17 protein-coding genes are annotated in these 15,933 nt (G+C 67.6%); 12 read left to right on the top strand and 5 right to left on the bottom strand.

Annotation, left to right across the window (positions count from 1 at the left end; genetic code table 11):
* Positions 1 to 3: 3 nt before the first annotated feature.
* Together VCJ71_RS07025 and ccmA are read right to left on the bottom strand one after the other, a co-directional pair.
* Positions 4 to 636 (bottom strand): heme exporter protein CcmB, encoded by a 633-nt coding sequence (locus VCJ71_RS07025; protein WP_324640024.1) that lies wholly within the window; start codon positions 634 to 636, stop codon positions 4 to 6.
* Positions 633 to 1,217: a heme ABC exporter ATP-binding protein CcmA gene (ccmA, locus tag VCJ71_RS07020; protein WP_324640022.1), complete on the bottom strand. Its 585-nt coding sequence runs from the start codon at positions 1,215 to 1,217 to the stop codon at positions 633 to 635. The genes VCJ71_RS07025 and ccmA overlap by 4 nt, the downstream gene beginning before the upstream one ends.
* Positions 1,218 to 1,282: 65 nt before the next feature.
* Here ccmA and VCJ71_RS07015 point away from each other — a divergent pair, with 65 nt between their 5' ends.
* Positions 1,283 to 1,573 carry a 4a-hydroxytetrahydrobiopterin dehydratase gene (locus VCJ71_RS07015; protein WP_324640020.1) on the top strand — a complete coding sequence of 97 codons (291 nt, stop codon included), beginning with the start codon at positions 1,283 to 1,285 and terminating at the stop codon, positions 1,571 to 1,573.
* Here the strand turns inward: VCJ71_RS07015 and VCJ71_RS07010 are convergent.
* From VCJ71_RS07010 to VCJ71_RS07000, 3 genes are all read right to left on the bottom strand, one after another.
* Entirely contained in the window at positions 1,570 to 2,376 is an 807-nt protein-coding gene (locus VCJ71_RS07010; protein WP_324640019.1) for an SDR family oxidoreductase, read from the bottom strand. The genes VCJ71_RS07015 and VCJ71_RS07010 overlap by 4 nt on opposite strands.
* A gap of 96 nt (positions 2,377 to 2,472) precedes the next feature.
* Positions 2,473 to 4,533 (bottom strand): S9 family peptidase, encoded by a 2,061-nt coding sequence (locus VCJ71_RS07005; RefSeq protein WP_324640017.1) that lies wholly within the window; start codon positions 4,531 to 4,533, stop codon positions 2,473 to 2,475.
* A gap of 70 nt (positions 4,534 to 4,603) precedes the next feature.
* Complete coding sequence (locus tag VCJ71_RS07000; RefSeq protein ID WP_324640015.1) at positions 4,604 to 5,221, bottom strand: DNA-3-methyladenine glycosylase family protein; 618 nt, start codon at positions 5,219 to 5,221, stop codon at positions 4,604 to 4,606.
* A gap of 113 nt (positions 5,222 to 5,334) precedes the next feature.
* Here VCJ71_RS07000 and VCJ71_RS06995 point away from each other — a divergent pair, with 113 nt between their 5' ends.
* From VCJ71_RS06995 to mraY, 11 genes are all read left to right on the top strand, one after another.
* Positions 5,335 to 5,652: a 2Fe-2S iron-sulfur cluster-binding protein gene (locus VCJ71_RS06995; RefSeq protein ID WP_290135937.1), complete on the top strand. Its 318-nt coding sequence runs from the start codon at positions 5,335 to 5,337 to the stop codon at positions 5,650 to 5,652.
* 42 nt (positions 5,653 to 5,694) lie between these two features.
* Positions 5,695 to 6,753, top strand: a complete 1,059-nt coding sequence (locus VCJ71_RS06990; protein ID WP_324640011.1) for a cysteine synthase A — start codon at positions 5,695 to 5,697, stop codon at positions 6,751 to 6,753.
* A gap of 13 nt (positions 6,754 to 6,766) precedes the next feature.
* On the top strand, positions 6,767 to 7,156 hold the full coding sequence (locus tag VCJ71_RS06985; protein WP_324640009.1) for a hypothetical protein: 390 nt from the start codon (positions 6,767 to 6,769) through the stop codon (positions 7,154 to 7,156).
* Positions 7,156 to 7,890 (top strand): motility-associated ABC transporter substrate-binding family protein, encoded by a 735-nt coding sequence (locus VCJ71_RS06980; protein ID WP_324640007.1) that lies wholly within the window; start codon positions 7,156 to 7,158, stop codon positions 7,888 to 7,890. Before VCJ71_RS06985 ends, VCJ71_RS06980 begins: the two co-directional genes overlap by 1 nt.
* 356 nt (positions 7,891 to 8,246) lie before the next feature.
* Positions 8,247 to 8,744, top strand: a complete 498-nt coding sequence (locus VCJ71_RS06975; RefSeq protein ID WP_324640005.1) for a division/cell wall cluster transcriptional repressor MraZ — start codon at positions 8,247 to 8,249, stop codon at positions 8,742 to 8,744.
* Entirely contained in the window at positions 8,741 to 9,700 is a 960-nt protein-coding gene (gene rsmH / locus VCJ71_RS06970) for a 16S rRNA (cytosine(1402)-N(4))-methyltransferase RsmH (RefSeq protein WP_324640003.1), read from the top strand. The genes VCJ71_RS06975 and rsmH overlap by 4 nt, the downstream gene beginning before the upstream one ends.
* Positions 9,697 to 10,200: a hypothetical protein gene (locus VCJ71_RS06965; RefSeq protein ID WP_324640001.1), complete on the top strand. Its 504-nt coding sequence runs from the start codon at positions 9,697 to 9,699 to the stop codon at positions 10,198 to 10,200. The genes rsmH and VCJ71_RS06965 overlap by 4 nt, the downstream gene beginning before the upstream one ends.
* Complete coding sequence (locus VCJ71_RS06960) at positions 10,197 to 11,939, top strand: peptidoglycan D,D-transpeptidase FtsI family protein (RefSeq protein ID WP_324639999.1); 1,743 nt, start codon at positions 10,197 to 10,199, stop codon at positions 11,937 to 11,939. The genes VCJ71_RS06965 and VCJ71_RS06960 overlap by 4 nt, the downstream gene beginning before the upstream one ends.
* A complete protein-coding gene (locus tag VCJ71_RS06955; RefSeq protein WP_324639998.1) occupies positions 11,939 to 13,402 on the top strand; it encodes a UDP-N-acetylmuramoyl-L-alanyl-D-glutamate--2,6-diaminopimelate ligase in 1,464 nt (487 codons plus the stop codon). The genes VCJ71_RS06960 and VCJ71_RS06955 overlap by 1 nt, the downstream gene beginning before the upstream one ends.
* Entirely contained in the window at positions 13,402 to 14,859 is a 1,458-nt protein-coding gene (locus VCJ71_RS06950; RefSeq protein WP_324639996.1) for a UDP-N-acetylmuramoyl-tripeptide--D-alanyl-D-alanine ligase, read from the top strand. Before VCJ71_RS06955 ends, VCJ71_RS06950 begins: the two co-directional genes overlap by 1 nt.
* Positions 14,860 to 15,930 (top strand): phospho-N-acetylmuramoyl-pentapeptide-transferase, encoded by a 1,071-nt coding sequence (gene mraY, locus VCJ71_RS06945; protein ID WP_324639994.1) that lies wholly within the window; start codon positions 14,860 to 14,862, stop codon positions 15,928 to 15,930.
* Positions 15,931 to 15,933 lie beyond the last annotated feature (3 nt).

Below are 15,933 nucleotides of genomic sequence, written 5' to 3'. Positions count from 1 at the left end.
GCCTCAGCGGCCGGCGCGGATCGCCGCCGCGCCGGCAAAAGGCGACAGGGCGACAAGGACGAGGCTGGCGGCGGCCGTATAGGCGAGCGTCGCCGGATCGTCGTTCGCCAGCGACCCCGCGCCAAATATCAGCACCGGCACCGCAAGCGGTATGAGCAGCAATCCGGCAAGCGCAGTCCCGCCGCGCAGGCCCGCGGTGATGGCGGCGATGGCAATGCCCAGCGCGGCGAGGCCGGGTGTGCCGGCAAGCAGGCTCAGAATCAGGCGCGGCAGGGTCTCGGCTGGCACGCCGAGAAGGGCCGAAGCGGGCAGGGCGGCGACCAGCAGGGCAGGGCCGAAAGACAACCAGTGGGCAAGGATGCGGGTCGCAAGGACGCTTTCCTCGCTCAGCCCCCGCAACCGCCACTGGTCGAAGAAGCCCGCGTCGAGATCGGGCCCGACCAGCCGGTCGAGCGGCAGCAGGGCGGCGAGCAGTGCGGCGATCCAGATGATCGCACCGCCGGTTTGCGCAAGCAGGGCCGGCCGCGCACCGACAGCGAAGGGATAGAGCATCGCCACGGCGAGGAAGAACAGCACGGGCAACACCGTACCCGGCACCAGCCGCGCAAGGTCGCGTTTGAGCAGCGCGGCGATCACGGGGCGAAATCCGCGATGGCAAGGGATCTCGCGCCGGGCAGGCTCAGCGGCTGGTGCGATGCGACCACGCAAATGCCGCCTCCGCCGCAGTGCAGGGCGACCAGGCTTTCGACCTTGGCCCGCGCTTCGTCGTCCAGTCCGTTGAGCGGCTCGTCCAGCAGCCATATCGGGACACCGCGATTGAGCAGGGCGGCCAAGGCAGCGCGCTTTCGCTGGCCGGTCGAGAGATAGCGTACGGGTACGTCCAGCAGCGGATCGAGACCGAGTACCGCAAAAGCGCCCGACGGATCGCCGCAACCATCCAGCCGCTGCCAGAAGCCGAGCGCCTTGCCGAGCGGACGGTCTTCGTCGAGCGCCAGCCGCTCGTCGATCAGGCCAACCGCTCCGTCCGCCTCGCACGTGCCTTCGAACGGGCGGGCGAGGCCGGCGAGGATACGGATGAGGCTGGTCTTGCCGCTGCCGTTGGGACCGGTCACGTGCAGTGCCTCGCCCGGCGACAGGGCCACGTCGACCCCGCGAAACAGCAAGCGGTCGCCCTTGCGGCAGGCGAGATTGCGCGCGGTGAGAGTGGCCCCTTGCATGGCCGCGCGGGTTAGGGGAAAGCGGGGCTGCTCACAAGCACGCCGGGTATGAGGAGAGCGAACCGATGGCCGTAGCCGAACTGACCGAAGCCGAACGCCAGTCTGCACTGGCGGATTTGTCCGAATGGTCGCTTTCCCGCGAAGGAAAGGCCATCGAACGCAAACTGGAATTCGGCGATTTCAGCGAGGCGTGGGGCTTCATGAGCCGCGTCGCGCTGCTCGCCGACACTCACGACCACCATCCCGAATGGTTCAACGTCTACAACAAGGTCGAGATCACGCTGACCACCCACGACGCGGGCGGGTTGAGCGAGCGGGACGTGAAAATGGCAAAGGCGATCGACGCGCTGCTTTAGCGCCCCAGCGCACCCTGCCGCCCGTGCATCTGCTTGCGCACCGCGCCGGGGAACCAGCGTAGCGCGAAGGCGAGCTTCTTCGCCGTCTTGCCCACCGTGGTGTGGATCCGGTCGCCATGGACGGCGGCCCAGGCGGCTTCTGCCACATCCTCGACCGGCGTGATCTCCAGCCCGGCATCCTTGACCCGCTGGCGGATGGAATTGTTCTCGCGCGCGTTGGGATTGTGGTCGAGCAGCGGGGTCTCGATGAAACTGGGCATGATAGTGCGCGCCTTGATGCCGCTTTCCGCCCATTCGCTGTCGAGCGATTCCGTCAGCGCCCGCACGCCGAACTTGGTCGCCGAATAGACGCTCGCGCCCGGCGAGCCATAGAGCCCTGCCGCGCTGCTGGTGGTGAGCAGGCAACTGCCCGGTGCGGTCTTCTCGAGGAACGGCTGGCTTGCCTGCGCGCCATAGATCGCGCCGCGCAGGTTGATGTCGAGGCAGCGGTCGATCTCTTCCCGCGAATTCTCCGACAGCGATCCGCCAAGCGGGATGCCGGCGTTGTTGGCGACCACATCGATCCGCCCGCCGGCGGCCATCTCGAAGCTTTTCAGCGCATGGTCCCAGGCCGCCCGGTCGCGGACGTCGAAAGTGTGGGCGTAGTTGAAGCCGTTGTTCAGCAGGCCCTGGGTTTCCGCCATCCCGGCTTCGTCGATATCGCCGAGCCCGACGAACCAGCCCTCGCTGCCGAACTTGAGGGCGATGGCGCGGCCGATGCCGGAGCCGCCGCCGGTGATGAAGATCGATTTGCGGGTGGTCACCGAAGGCTCCTTACAAACAGATAGGGCTGCGCGTGGGACGTATCCCTTACGCGCAGCCCCGTGTCTGTAGGAAATATCCTACACGGCCGACAAGCCTTACTCTGCCGAGAGGCCTTTCACATATTCCGCGCCGGTCACGATCTGCGCGGTCGAGCCCGCCACCGTGTCGCCGATCGGTTCCGCACGCCCGCCGAGGCAGGTGGCGAGGAAATTCTCGGTTACCGCGTTGAAGGCGATGTTGTTGGTCGGCTTGGCAAACCCGTGCCCTTCGTCGGGGAAGAGGACATAGGTCACCGGAATGCCCGATTCCTGCATCGCGGAGACGATCTGGTCGCTTTCCGCCTGCTTCACGCGCGGGTCGTTGGCGCCCTGGCCGATCAGCAGCGGCTTGGTGATCTGGTCCGCCTTGTAGAGCGGGCTCGCGTCCTTCAGCAGTTGCAGGCCTTCGGGCGTGTTCGGGTCGCCCATGCGGGTGTGGAACTGCTTCACCATCGGTTCCCAATAGGGCGGGATGGTTTCCAGCAGCGTCTCGAGGTTAGACGGGCCGACGATATCGACCCCGCAGGCGAATTCGTCCGGCGTGTAGGTGAGGCCGACCAGCGTGGCATAGCCGCCATAGGACCCGCCCATGATCGCCACGCCGTCTTCCCTGGCGACGCCGCGTTCCACCGCCCAGTTCTTCGCATCGATCAGGTCGTCATGCATCGCGCCCGACCATTCGAGGTTGGCGGCATTGATGAAGTCCTTGCCGAGGCCGGTTGAGCCGCGGAAGTTGACGCTGAGCACCGCGTAGCCGCGGTTGGCGAGCCACTGGTGATAGGAGTTGTAGCCGTACCCGTCGCGCGCCCACGGGCCGCCGTGGACCAGCATGACCATCGGCACGGCTTCGTCCGGCACGCCGTCGCCATCGGAATCCGAACCGGGCGGCAAGGTGAGGTAACTCACCAGCGTCATCCCGTCGCGGCTCTCGATCTCCAGCGGGTGCATCGGCTGCAGCGGCGCGCCGGCGAGTTCGGGGCGCGAGGTGTAGAACTTCGTCAGCGTGTTCGCGTCGCGATCGTAGACATAGCTGCTGGCGGGCGCGGTCACCGGATCGTTCCAGACGAGCCAGGTGCGGTCGTCCTCCGTCCGGCTCTGGACGCCGTATTCACCGTCCAGCTGGGTGCCCAGCCAGTCGAGCGAGGCCTTGATCTCCGGGTCGGTCGCGGTCCATTCGTTCTTGAGGTAATTGACCGAATAGGCTTCGACATAGCCGGTCTTGCGGTCGGTCAGGATACCGCCGATGTCCGCCTTGTCGCTTTCGGCGACGATGGTCTTCTCGCCCGTTTCCACGTTCTCGGCGATCAGCGCGGCAGTGTTGCGGCCGCGGCTGTCGAGCCAGTAGATGATCTTGCCGTCGTTGGTGAAGCCGGCGGCGCCGGTGGACAGCGAATCTTCCATCGTGGTGCTGTCGCTCGGCGTATCCTCGACCACGCCGTCCACGACCTTGAACATGTCCATCCCGCCTGCGGCGTTCTGGCGAATGGCGAACCTGAGGTCGAGATTGTCGTCCGCCATGAACCCGGCATAGCCCGCGTTTTCCAGCACCAGGTCGAGCTCGCCCGTGTTGAGGTTGAGCATGTAAACGTCGTGCAGGCGCGGATCGCGGTTGTTGAGGCCGACTAGGACCTTGTCCTTGATGCGGGTGGAGCCGCCGATCATCATCACCCGCGTGTTCTCGAACGGGGTGAGGGTCGTCTCGGTCCCGCTTTCCACGTCAATGCCGTAAAGCAGGAAGTTTTCGTCCCCGCCCTTGTCCTGGATGTACAGCACGCTCTTGCTGTCGGGCGCCCAGAAATAGCTGCGGATCGGGCGGTCGTCGGCCGAGGTGATCAGCCGCGCCGCGTCGGGATCGTCCGCGGGGGCGACCCACACGTTGAGCACGCCGTCATTGGGCGCGAGCCAGCTGACCCACTTGCCGTCCGGGCTGATCTGTCCGCCGGCGCGCGTCGGGTTGCCGAACAGGCTGTCGCGCGGGATCATCGGTGCCGCCTGGGTGGTGGTGGATGTGGCGGTCATGGTTTCTCCGTGATGGTCTGCTGCGGCAGGCGCTGCGACGCCGGCAATGGCGAGGCTGGCGCAGGCGGCGAAAAGTAATGGCTTGGCAAGTCGTTGCATCGTCTCTCTCCCGTCCGTGTGTTGCCTTGGTGATACACGAAGGGAGGGGCGGTTTGAAGTCGTTCGTCGATTACAGCGTGAAGTTCGAATAATAGTGCCAGGTGAAAATCGCCGCGGCACCGCGGTGGGGCGACCAGCTTTCGGCCAGTGCCCGCGCCTCTTTCTCGGATGGCCGCGCGTCCAGCGACAGGATGCGCGCCATGCCTTCCTGCACGGCCAGGTCGCCGGCGGGGAAGATGTCGGGGCGCCCCTCGGCGAAAAGGAGGTAGATCTCCGCCGACCAGCGCCCGATCCCCTTGATGCGGGTCAGTTCGGCGATGGCGGCCTCGTCGTCCGCCGGCAGGTCCTCGAAATCGACGGCGCCGGCCTCCACGAGTTCGCACAGGGACCGGGCATAGGACTGTTTCTGGCGCGACAGGCCGCAGGCCCGCAGCGTGTCGAAATCGCGCTTAAGCAGGCAGGCCGGAGTGAAGCCTTCGCCCAGTTCCGCCTCCAGCTTGTTCCACATGGAAGATGCCGCCGCCACGCTGACCTGCTGGCCAACGATGGTGCGCAGCATGGTCATGTATCCGCGCTCGCGGATGCGCGGCTCGGGATAGCCGACCGCTTCGATCGCCTGCGCCATCGCCGGTTCGCGAAGCGCAATGGCATCGAGCCCGCCGACGATCTGTTCCCTTGTCAGGCCCACGTAGGCGCCCCTCCTGCATGGACTTGCGCGATTCTTGCCAAGCCTTCGCCCTTCGCCTAGCAGCCGCGACACAGCCCGCATACAGCGGGGGCCGAATGAAGGAAGCACGCCCGATGCCCAAACTGATCGTCACCACCCGCGAAGGCGAAACGTCAGAAATCGACGCCGGAAACGGCCTCACCGTGATGGAAACGATCCGCGACAACGGCATCGACGAGCTGCTGGCCCTGTGCGGCGGGTGCTGTTCCTGCGCCACGTGCCACGTCCATGTCGACCCGGCCTTCATGGACAGGCTGCCGGCCATGAGCGAGGACGAGGACGACTTGCTGGAATCGAGCGACCACCGGGCGGACAACAGCCGCCTGTCGTGCCAGATCCCCTTCACCGACGACCTCGACGGGCTGAAAGTAACTATCGCGCCGGAAGATTGATCTTCGTTGCGGGCATGGGGCGGAGCGCCTAGCTGGTTACCGATGAAACCGCCTGCACCGCTCCCCAATATTCTCGCCAACACTCTCGCCAACACGCTCGACCTTATCGGCAACACCCCGCTCGTGCGGCTGGCCGGGCCCAGCGAGGCGGCGGGCTGCGACATCTACGGCAAGTGCGAATTCGCCAATCCCGGCGCCTCGGTAAAGGACCGGGCGGCGCTGGGCATCATCCGCGATGCGGAAAGCAGCGGCGAACTGAAGCCGGACGGCACGGTGATCGAAGGCACGGCGGGCAACACCGGCATTGGCATCGCGCTGGTCGCCAACGCGCTCGGATACAAGACCGTGATCGTGATGCCGGATAACCAGAGCCGGGAGAAGATGGACACGCTGCGGGCCCTTGGCGCGCGGCTGGTGCTGGTTCCGCCCACCAAGTTCGCCAACCCGGGGCATTTCGTCCACACCTCCCGCCGGCTCGCGGAAGAAACGCCGGGCGCGATCTGGGCCAACCAGTTCGACAATATCGCCAACCGCCGCGCGCATATCGAAACGACCGCGCCCGAAATCTGGGAGCAGATGGGCGGCAAGGTGGATGGCTTCACCTGCGCTGCGGGCACCGGCGGGACGATCGCCGGCGTGGGCCTGGGCCTCAAGGCGAAGAGCGAGAAGGTTCGCATCGCCCTGACCGACCCGCACGGCGCGGCCCTCTATTCCTATTACGCGGAAGGCGAATTGAAGTCCGAAGGCTCTTCGGCGGCGGAGGGTATCGGGCAGGGCCGGATCACCGCCAATCTCGAAGGCGCGCCGATCGACACGCAGTTCCGCATCTCGGACGAGGAAGGCCTCGTCTGGGTGGGCCGCCTGCTGCAGGAAGAAGGCCTGTGCCTGGGCCTGTCGAGCGGCATCAACGTGGCGGGCGCCATCGAACTCGGCAAGCAGCTGAAGGCGGACGGGATCGCCAATCCGCAAGTCGCGACCATCCTGTGCGATACGGGCTTCCGCTATCTCTCCAGCCTCTACAATCCGGAATGGCTGGCGGAAAAGGAGCTTCCGGTCTTCGACTGGCTGAAATCCGGCAATGGCGCTGACAGGGACGATTAAGGCGGCGCGGATTATGGGGCAGGGGATGGACAGCAGCGAACCCGTGATGGACGCGCCCGGCCGGCAGCCCCGCTTGCGGCCGGAGTCGGTCTACCGCCTGCAAGTCGGCACGATCGGGCTCGGCGCGATGCTGCTGCTGGTCAGTCTTGCCAACATCATCATGGAACGCGCGCGCGAAAGCGATGCCGCCGCCGTGCCGGACACGGTCGCCACCGTGGCCGCACCTGCGGCGAGCGAGGCCCCGCAGGATCCGCTCGCCGATACCGGCGTAGTGCCCGAAGTCGCGCCGACGGCAACGCCGAGCCCCGAAGCATCGGCGGCAGCGTCTGCGGCAGGCGGCGGCACTGTCCGTAACCCGATGGACGCGCGGGCAAGCCCTGCTCCCGGGACCGGCGCCCGGTGATGCTGCGCCACGTTGCGGCGCTGTTGCTCGCCGCCCTTTCCACCCCCGCCTTTGCGCAGGACCCAGCTCCTGCCGAGCGGCCTGCGCTGGGCGTCTTCACCACCTTGCCGCTCGCCTGGGGCGAGGCGAGCGATCTCGGCGCGGTGATCCGCGGTGAGACCGAGAGCCACTGGCTGCGCGGTGCGCTGGATGCCGAATATTCCTATGTCGCGCTCGACACGCTGGGCGAGGAACTCGCCGGGCTCGATTACCTGCTGCTGGCCCAGCCGCGCGGGCTGGGCGGGGCGGAGAATGTCGCTCTCGACGATTGGGTGCGCGGCGGCGGGCGGCTGTTGCTGTTCGCCGACCCGATGATGACGGGGGAGAGCCACTACGGCATCGGCGACCGCCGCCGGCCGCAGGATGTCGCGCTGCTCTCGCCCATCCTCGCGCGCTGGGGCCTGACCATGACGATGGACGAGGCGCAGGAGGGCGCCGACGGCAAGATGCTGGACGGCACCATGATCCCGGTCTCGCTCTACGGGACCTTCGCCCTGCGCGATCCCGCCGGCGGTGCGCCGGCCGACTGCACGCTCGCAGCAGAGGCCGTGGTGGCCGAATGCACGGTTGGGGAAGGGCGGGTCGTGATCCTCGCCGATGCGGCCATGCTCGATCCCGGCATGGGCGAATTCGCCGGCGTGCGCACCGCGCTTTCGGTGTTGCTCGGCCGTGCCTTCGCCGCCGACTCGCAATAGGCCGGGGAATTTGCGGGACGGCGCGGGTCGCCGTGGCGGTTCCTTACAAAAATCCAGCAAAAACAGTCTTGAAGATTCGCGAGCGGAGACCGTTTGCGCGCTTCGCCTCGCAAACCTGTGGTAAAAATCCATAGGTTAAACATAGGTTTACCAATCATTCCCCTGAATTCCCGTAATTTTCCCTTCCCTCCCGCCGGTGTGAAAGGTAAACGGTCTTTCCATCGACACGATTGTTGTCTCGCGCCCGCAGCCTACCGGCTCGGGAGCCCCGATGCGGCTGGCCGCTTTCGGGGGCGGGAAAGGCGTGTCGCCAGGCCGCAGGGGAGCGGCGTTCGAAGGGCGAGGAACGGGGCCAGGTGGCGACGGGAGCAGGCACGGATTTCAACGGACAGGGCTTTTCGCTGCGCGGCGAAAAGTGCCGGTTCGTGCTGCCCGTATCCCTGCGCAAGCAAGTGGCCGCCGAATCCGACGGGCGCATCCTGTGCGTCGGCAAGCACGAACGCTGGGACTGCCTGATCGGCTTCGGCCTGTCGCGCATCAAGAGCTTCGCCGACCAGATCGACCGCGAGGAAGAGCGCGCCCTGCGCCTGGGCCGCGATTACGACCCCGAACTGCGCCGCATGCAGCTGTTCGCCTTCACCGAAATCCCTTTCGACGCCAGCGGCCGCTTCATCCTGCCCGACCACCTGTCGAAGCTCGGCGGGATCGAGGGCGGGGTCTATTTCCATGGCGCGGGCGACTTCATCCACATGTGGAACCCGGACCTGCTCGCGAAGATGGGCGCGGGCTGGGAAAGCGCGCAGGCCTATTGCGAAACAACCATGGCCGAAGCGCAGGCGAAGGCGGCGAAATGACGGCGCCCGAAACCCCCACTCAGGATGCACCGCACATCCCCGTCCTCTTGGACGAGGTGATCGAGGCGCTGGACCCGCGCGAAGGCGACGTGATCGTCGACGCGACGTTCGGGGCCGGCGGATACAGCCGCGCCATCCTGGCGCGCGGCGCGCAGGTCCACGGGTTCGACCGCGATCCCGATGCGATCGCCGCCGCCCGCGCATGGGCCGATGCGGAAGAGCGCCTGACGCTCCACCCCCGCCGCTTTTCCGAAATGGTCGCCAGCCTTGCCGAGGCGGGCGTGGGGCAAGTGGACGGCGTGGTCATGGATATCGGCCTGTCGTCGATGCAGATCGACCAGGCGGAGCGCGGTTTCGCCTTTTCGCACGACGGCCCGCTGGATATGCGCATGAGCCAGAGCGGCGAGAGCGCGGCCGATTTCCTCAACACGGCAGACGAAGCCGCGATTGCCGACGTGCTTTACGATTATGGCGAGGAGCGCCAGTCCCGCCGCGTCGCCCGCGCCATCGTCGCCGCGCGCCCGCTGGAAACCACCGGCGACCTCGCCCGCGTGGTGCGCAAGGCGCTGGGCCACCGCCCGCACGACAAGAAGGACCCGGCCACCCGCAGCTTCCAGGCCGTGCGCATCCACGTGAACGGCGAGCTGGACGAATTGCGCGAAGGGCTCGCCGCGGCCGAAACGCTGCTGCGCGAAGGCGGCCGGCTCGCGGTGGTCAGCTTCCACAGCCTGGAAGACCGCATCGTGAAGCGCTTCCTGCGCGAGGCATCGGGCGCGGGCCGCGCCGTTTCGCGCCACTTGCCGGGCGAGCCCGAGGCTGCCGCCCCAACCTTTGACAAACCTGCCAAGGCCGTCCGCCCCTCCGCAGCCGAGGAAGCGCGCAACCCCCGCGCCCGCTCTGCCACGCTGCGCTCCGCCATCCGCACCGCCGCACCTGCCCGCATGGAGGCCGCATGACACTGAACCGTCTTCGCCAGATCGGATGGGCCAGCCTGCTGCTAGGCTGTACCGCGTTGTTCGTGGTCCTGTGGGTGCAGGTGAACAGCGTGAAAAGCGACGTGCGCATGGCCGAACGCGAGATCGTGCGGCTGCAGAACCAGAAGCTGGCGCTGGAAATGGAATTCCAGACTCGCGCCAACCAGTCCCAGCTTGCCGCATGGAACGCGGTCGATTTCGGTTACGAGCCGCCGGCGGCCGACCAGTTTCTCGATGGGGAGCAGGCGCTGGCCGAATTCGGCGTGCCGCGCGCGGAGGGCGCGCCCGACCCGATCCGCGTCGCGCAGAGCGAGGCGGATGCGAAGGTCCCCGAATTTCCCAAGATGGTCTCGCCGGTCGGAGAGCCGGAGCAGGCCGACCTCCCAGCGAAGGTCCAGAACAACGCCATTCGCCTGGACTTCGGCCGGAACGTATCCGCTTCGGGTAGCGGCCGCGTCGCATTGAAGGCGACCCTGCCATGACGTTCTACGCGCCGGTCGGCACGCCCGGCATTTCCGCACGCTCCACCGGTCGCCCGCGCAACCTGACTTCGCTCGGCCAGCGCGAACGTTCGCTGCTGGTGGCGCGGATGCGGGTCCTGTTCCTGATCGGCGCCTTCTGCCTCGTGGCCTTCGCCGCGCTGCTCCGCATCGCCTATTTCGGCATCGCCCATCCGGGCAACGAGGCGCGCTCCATGGCCGAAGCGCTGCTGCCGCCGCGGGGCGATATCGTCGACCGCAACGGCGTGCCGCTGGCCCGCGCATTCCCCGCCCACGCGCTGTGGTTCAACCCGGCGGCGATGGATGACGGGGGCGACCCGCTGGTGCGCGGCGCACAAGACGTTGCGCGGGAACTGGTCGCCATCTTCCCCGACATGGACCTGGCGGAAACCACCGAATTCCTCGCCTCGGGCCGCGCCGGGTACCTGCGCCGCCGGGTGCTTCCGGAAGAAGCCAACCGCATTCACGCCATCGGCGAAATCGCGCTGGAGACCCCGCGCGAAACGGACCGCTACTACCCGCAAGGATCGATGGCCGCCCACGTGCTCGGCTATGTCGCGGCAGACGGTCATGGCCGTGTCGGCATGGAAGCCGCGCTGGACGAACACCTTGTCGACCCGGCGCTGCGCGGCCAGCCCGCCATGCTCTCCATCGACAGCCGGGTGCAGGGCGCGCTGGAAGACGAACTGCGCCGCGGCATGCTGGCCGTGGATGCAAAGGGCGCGGCCGGCATCGTGCTGGACGTGGATTCGGGGGAAGTGCTGGCGCTCGCCTCCCTGCCCGAATTCAACCCGAACAAGATCGACGCCGCAGGGCAGGACCTGATGTTCAACCGGGTGACCAACCAGGTGTACGAACTGGGTTCCACCTTCAAGCCGTTGGCCGTGGCCGTTGCCATCGACAACGGCGTGGTCACGAACATGTCGCGGCGCTATCCCGCCGCGCCGGTCAAGATCGGCGGCTTCGCCATCAAGGACAGCCACCCGCTGGGCGACAGCCTCAACGTGCCGGAAACGCTGATCCATTCGTCCAATACGGTGACCGCGCGCATCGCCGACGAGGTCGGGCCGATCGTGATGAAGCGCACGATGGTCGAACTCGGCATGTCGGAGCGTCCCTTCATCGAACTGCCCGCGCGCGGCGCGCCGATCTGGCCCAGCGGCGAATGGCCGCGACTGCGCAACATGACGGTCAGCTACGGCCACGGGATCGCGGTGACCCCGCTGCACCTCGCCAGCGCCTATGCCGCGATGGTCAACGGCGGCATCTGGCGCCCCGCCACGCTGAAAAAGATCGAGCCCGGCTATGCCCCCAAGGGCCGCCGCGTGTTCAAGGCCAGCACCAGCGCCCGGATGAACCAGCTGCTGCGGATGATCGCGCTCTACGGCACCGGCAAGAACGCCGATGCGCCCGGCTTCCGCGTGGGCGGCAAGACCGGCTCTGCGGAAAAGCCGGGTGCGGGCGGCTATCGCCGGACCACGCTGGTTTCCACTTTTGCCGCCGCCTTCCCGATGGACCGCCCGCGCTACGTGATCGTGGCCATGATGGACGAGCCCAAGGGCACGCTCGCCAGTTCCTTCCAGCGGACCGCCGCGTGGAACGCCGCGCCCGTCGTCGGCCGGCTGGTGCCGCGCATCGGCCCGATGCTGGGCGTGCTGCCTGACGAGAGCCGCGATATCGACCTGTCCGACCTGCGCCCGCTGATCAAGGCGAACGACTGATGCGGCTGGCGAAGATCCTCGAACGTGCCGGCCTCGATGGTTCCGGTGCGGCGGACGCGGACGTGACCGGCTTCGCCATCGACCACCGCAAGGTCGCGCCCGGCACCGTGTTCGGCGCGTTCCAGGGCGCGAGCGTCAATGGCGAGGATTTCATCGCCGCCGCGGTCCAGTCCGGCGCCGTGGCCGTGGTCGCCCGGCCCGAGGCCCGGGTCGAAGGCGCGCTCCACATCGCCGACGATACCCCGCGCCGCGCTTTTGCACGCGCCGCCGCGCAGTTCTTCACCCCCGTGCCGCAGCACGTCGTCGCGGTGACCGGCACCAACGGCAAGACATCCACGGTCGAGATGACGCGGCAGATCTGGCGCATGTGCGGCGAGCGCGCGGCCAGCATCGGCACGCTGGGCGTGACCACCCCCGAAGGCAGCACCTCCACCGGCCTTACCACGCCCGACATCGTCACGTTCCTGTCCAACATGACGGGCCTGGCGCGCGAAGGGGTGAGCCACGTGGCCTACGAGGCTTCGAGCCACGGGCTCAGCCAGTATCGCAACGAAGGCCTGCCTGTGGCTGCGGGCGCCTTCACCAATTTCAGCCGCGACCACCTCGATTACCACGGCACGATGGGCGAATATTTCGAAGCCAAGATGCGGCTGGTCGACGAGGTGGTGTCAGGCGGCGGCAGCATCGTCGTCTGGGCCGATGATCCCAGATCGGGCGAAGTGATCGAGCGCGCGGGCCGCCGCGGCCTCACCGTGTTTTCGGTGGGCGAGAAGGGCGAGGATATCGCCCTGCTGCGGCGCGAGGCGACACAGCTCGGGCAGGAACTCACCATTCGCCATGGCGGGACGGAGCGCAGCTTCCGCCTGCCGCTGATCGGGGCCTACCAGGTGGCCAATGCGCTGACGGCGGCCGGACTGGCGCTCGCCACGGGAAGCGATGCGGCGCAGGTCTTCGATGCCACCGCGCGGCTGCAGCCCGTGCGCGGCCGGCTGGAGCGGGCGGCGATCACGCAGGCCGGCGCGCCCGCCTATGTCGATTACGCCCACACACCCGACGCGCTGGAAGCCGCCATTGCCGCGCTGCGGCCGCACACGTCGGGCCAGCTGATCGTGGTGTTCGGCGCCGGCGGCGACAGGGACGAAGGCAAGCGCGGCCCGATGGGCAAGGTCGCCTGCGAAAACGCCGACGTGGTCATCGTGACCGACGACAATCCGCGCGGCGAGGACCCCGCCGCCATCCGCGCCGCGATCATGGCCGACGCGCCGGGCGCGCGCGAGATCGCCGGCCGGCGCGAGGCCATTGCCGCCGCGCTCGCCGAGGCCGGGCCGCAGGACATCGTCCTCATCGCCGGCAAAGGCCATGAAACGGGTCAGATCGTGGGTTCGGGAGAAACCATGCGCGTATTGCCATTCGATGATGTGGAGGTGGCGCGCGAATGCGCCGCCGTGCAGGAGAGCCAGTGATGAGTGCCCACCCCGCCTTGCTCCAGTGGCCCGTCCGCGCCGCCGACAGCCTGCCGCTCGCCCTGTGGACCTCCGCCGCCATCGCCGAAGCGACAGGCGGCGTGACGAGCGCAGAATTCCAGTGCTCCGGCGTCGAGATCGACAGCCGCGACGTGATGGAAGGCGACCTGTTCGTGGCGCTGAAGGGCGAAAGCACCGACGGCCATCGCTTCATCGAAAAGGCCTTCGAGAACGGCGCCGCCGCTGCGCTGGTGGATCGCCCGGTCGATTATCCGCACGTGCTGGTGGACGACACGTTCGCCGCGTTGCAGGCGCTGGGCGCAGCGGCGCGCGCGCGTGCAAACATGGTGGCGATCGGCGTCACCGGCTCGGTCGGCAAGACCGGCGTGAAGGAAGCCCTGTTCGCCGCGCTCGACCGCTCCAGCCGGGGCCGCGCCCATCGCAGCGTCAAGAGCTACAACAACCACGTCGGCGTGCCGCTCAGCCTTGCCCGCACCCCGGCGCGCAGCCGCTTCGCCGTGTACGAGATGGGCATGAACCACGCGGGCGAGATCGACGCGCTCACCCGCCAGGTGCGCCCGAATGTCGCGGTCGTCACCACCGTCGCGCCCGCGCATATCGAGAATCTCGGCAGCATGGAGGCGATTGCCGACGCCAAGGCGGAAATCTTCGCCGGGGTGGAGCCGGGCGGCACCGCGATCATCCCTGCCGACAACGCCCATCACGCGCAGCTGAAGGCGGCGGCCGAAAAGCTCGGCCTGAAGACCGTGTCCTTCGGCACAGCGGCGGATGCCGATGCGCGGCTGCTCGATGCGATCCCCGTCGGCAGCGGCGGCTCCCTTGTCACCGCGATGCTCGGTGCAACGCGCGTCTGCTATACCGTGGCGGAGCCTGGCGAACACTGGATCGGCAACTCGCTCGCCGTGATGGCGGCGGTGCAGGCCGCCGGCGGCGATCTTGGCGCGGCCGGGCTGGCGCTCGCCGAAATGGGCGGACTGAAAGGCCGCGGCGCGCGCCACCGGATCAAGGCGCCGGGCGGCAGCGCGCTGCTGATCGACGAAAGCTACAACGCCAACCCCGCCTCGATGCGCGCCACGCTCGCGCAGCTGGGCAACACGCCCGCCCACCGCCGCATCGCGGTGCTGGGCCAGATGGGCGAACTCGGCGATTTCAGTGCGAAATTCCACGCCCAGCTCGCCGAACCGATCGTGGAGGCCAAGGTCGATCACGCGATCCTTGTGGGCGAGGGGATGACCGCCCTTGCGCGCGAACTGGGGAAACCGAATGCGGCAACGCTTGCGGGCGGGCTGACCTTCACCCATTGCGATACCCCCGAAGCTGCCATCGCGGCGCTGGAAGACCACGGGCTGGTCGGCGGCGATGCGGTGCTGGTGAAGGGATCGAATGCCGTCGGGCTCGCCCGGCTCGTGGACCATTTCGCCGCTGCGGAAGACTGAATGCTTTACTGGCTCGCCCAGCTGCTGGATTTCGAGGGGATCCTGAACCTCGTCCGCTACCAGACCTTCCGGGCCGGGGCGACGCTGATGACCGCGCTCGTCATCGGACTGATCATCGGGCCGAAATTCATCGACATGCTTCGCGTGCGCCAGGGCAAGGGCCAGCCGATCCGCGAGGACGGGCCGCAAAGCCACCTCGCCAAGCGCGGCACCCCCACGATGGGCGGGCTGATGATCCTGGTCAGTGTGGTGCTATCCATGCTGATCTGGATGGACCTGTCGAACCCCTTCGTCTGGGCCTGCCTCGCGGTCACGATCGGCTTCGGCATCATCGGGTTCCTCGATGATTACGACAAGGTGTCGAAGAACAGCCACCGCGGCGTATCGGGCAAGGTGCGCCTGTTGGCCGAATTCGCCGTGGCCGGCGTTGCCGCTTGGCTGATCGTCAGCGAAATCCACACCTGGCTCTACGTGCCCTTCGTGTCCGACCGCGCGATCCCGCTCGGCCCGTTCTATTACGTCTTCGCCGCCATTGTGATCGTAGGTGCGGGCAATGCGGTCAACCTGACCGACGGGTTGGATGGGCTCGCGACCATGCCGGTCATCATCGCAGCGGGCACCTTCGCCATCATCTGCTACCTCGCCGGGCGCGTCGACTATTCCGAATATCTCGGCATTCCGCACGTGCCGATGGCGGGGGAGCTGGCGATCTTTTGCGCCGCGATCATGGGGGCCGGGCTGGCCTTCCTGTGGTTCAACGCGCCGCCCGCCGCCGTGTTCATGGGGGACACCGGATCGCTGGCCCTCGGCGGGGCGCTGGGTGCCATCGCGGTCGCCAGCCACCACGAGATCGTGCTCGCCATCGTCGGCGGCCTGTTCGTCTTCGAGGCGCTGTCCGTCATCATCCAGGTCTTTTGGTTCAAGCGCACCGGCAAGCGCGTGTTCCGCATGGCGCCGATCCACCACCATTTCGAACAGCTGGGCTGGAGCGAAAGCAAGGTCGTGATCCGGTTCTGGATCGTCGCCATCGTGCTGGCGCTGGTCGGGCTTTCGACGTTGAAGCTGCGGTGAAGC

Source organism: Pseudoblastomonas aquimaris (assembly GCF_035481675.1).
Lineage (GTDB): Bacteria > Pseudomonadota > Alphaproteobacteria > Sphingomonadales > Sphingomonadaceae > Alteriqipengyuania_B.
The sequence above is the reverse complement of the archived record's forward strand: the minus strand, read 5'-3'. Positions and strand labels throughout refer to the sequence as shown.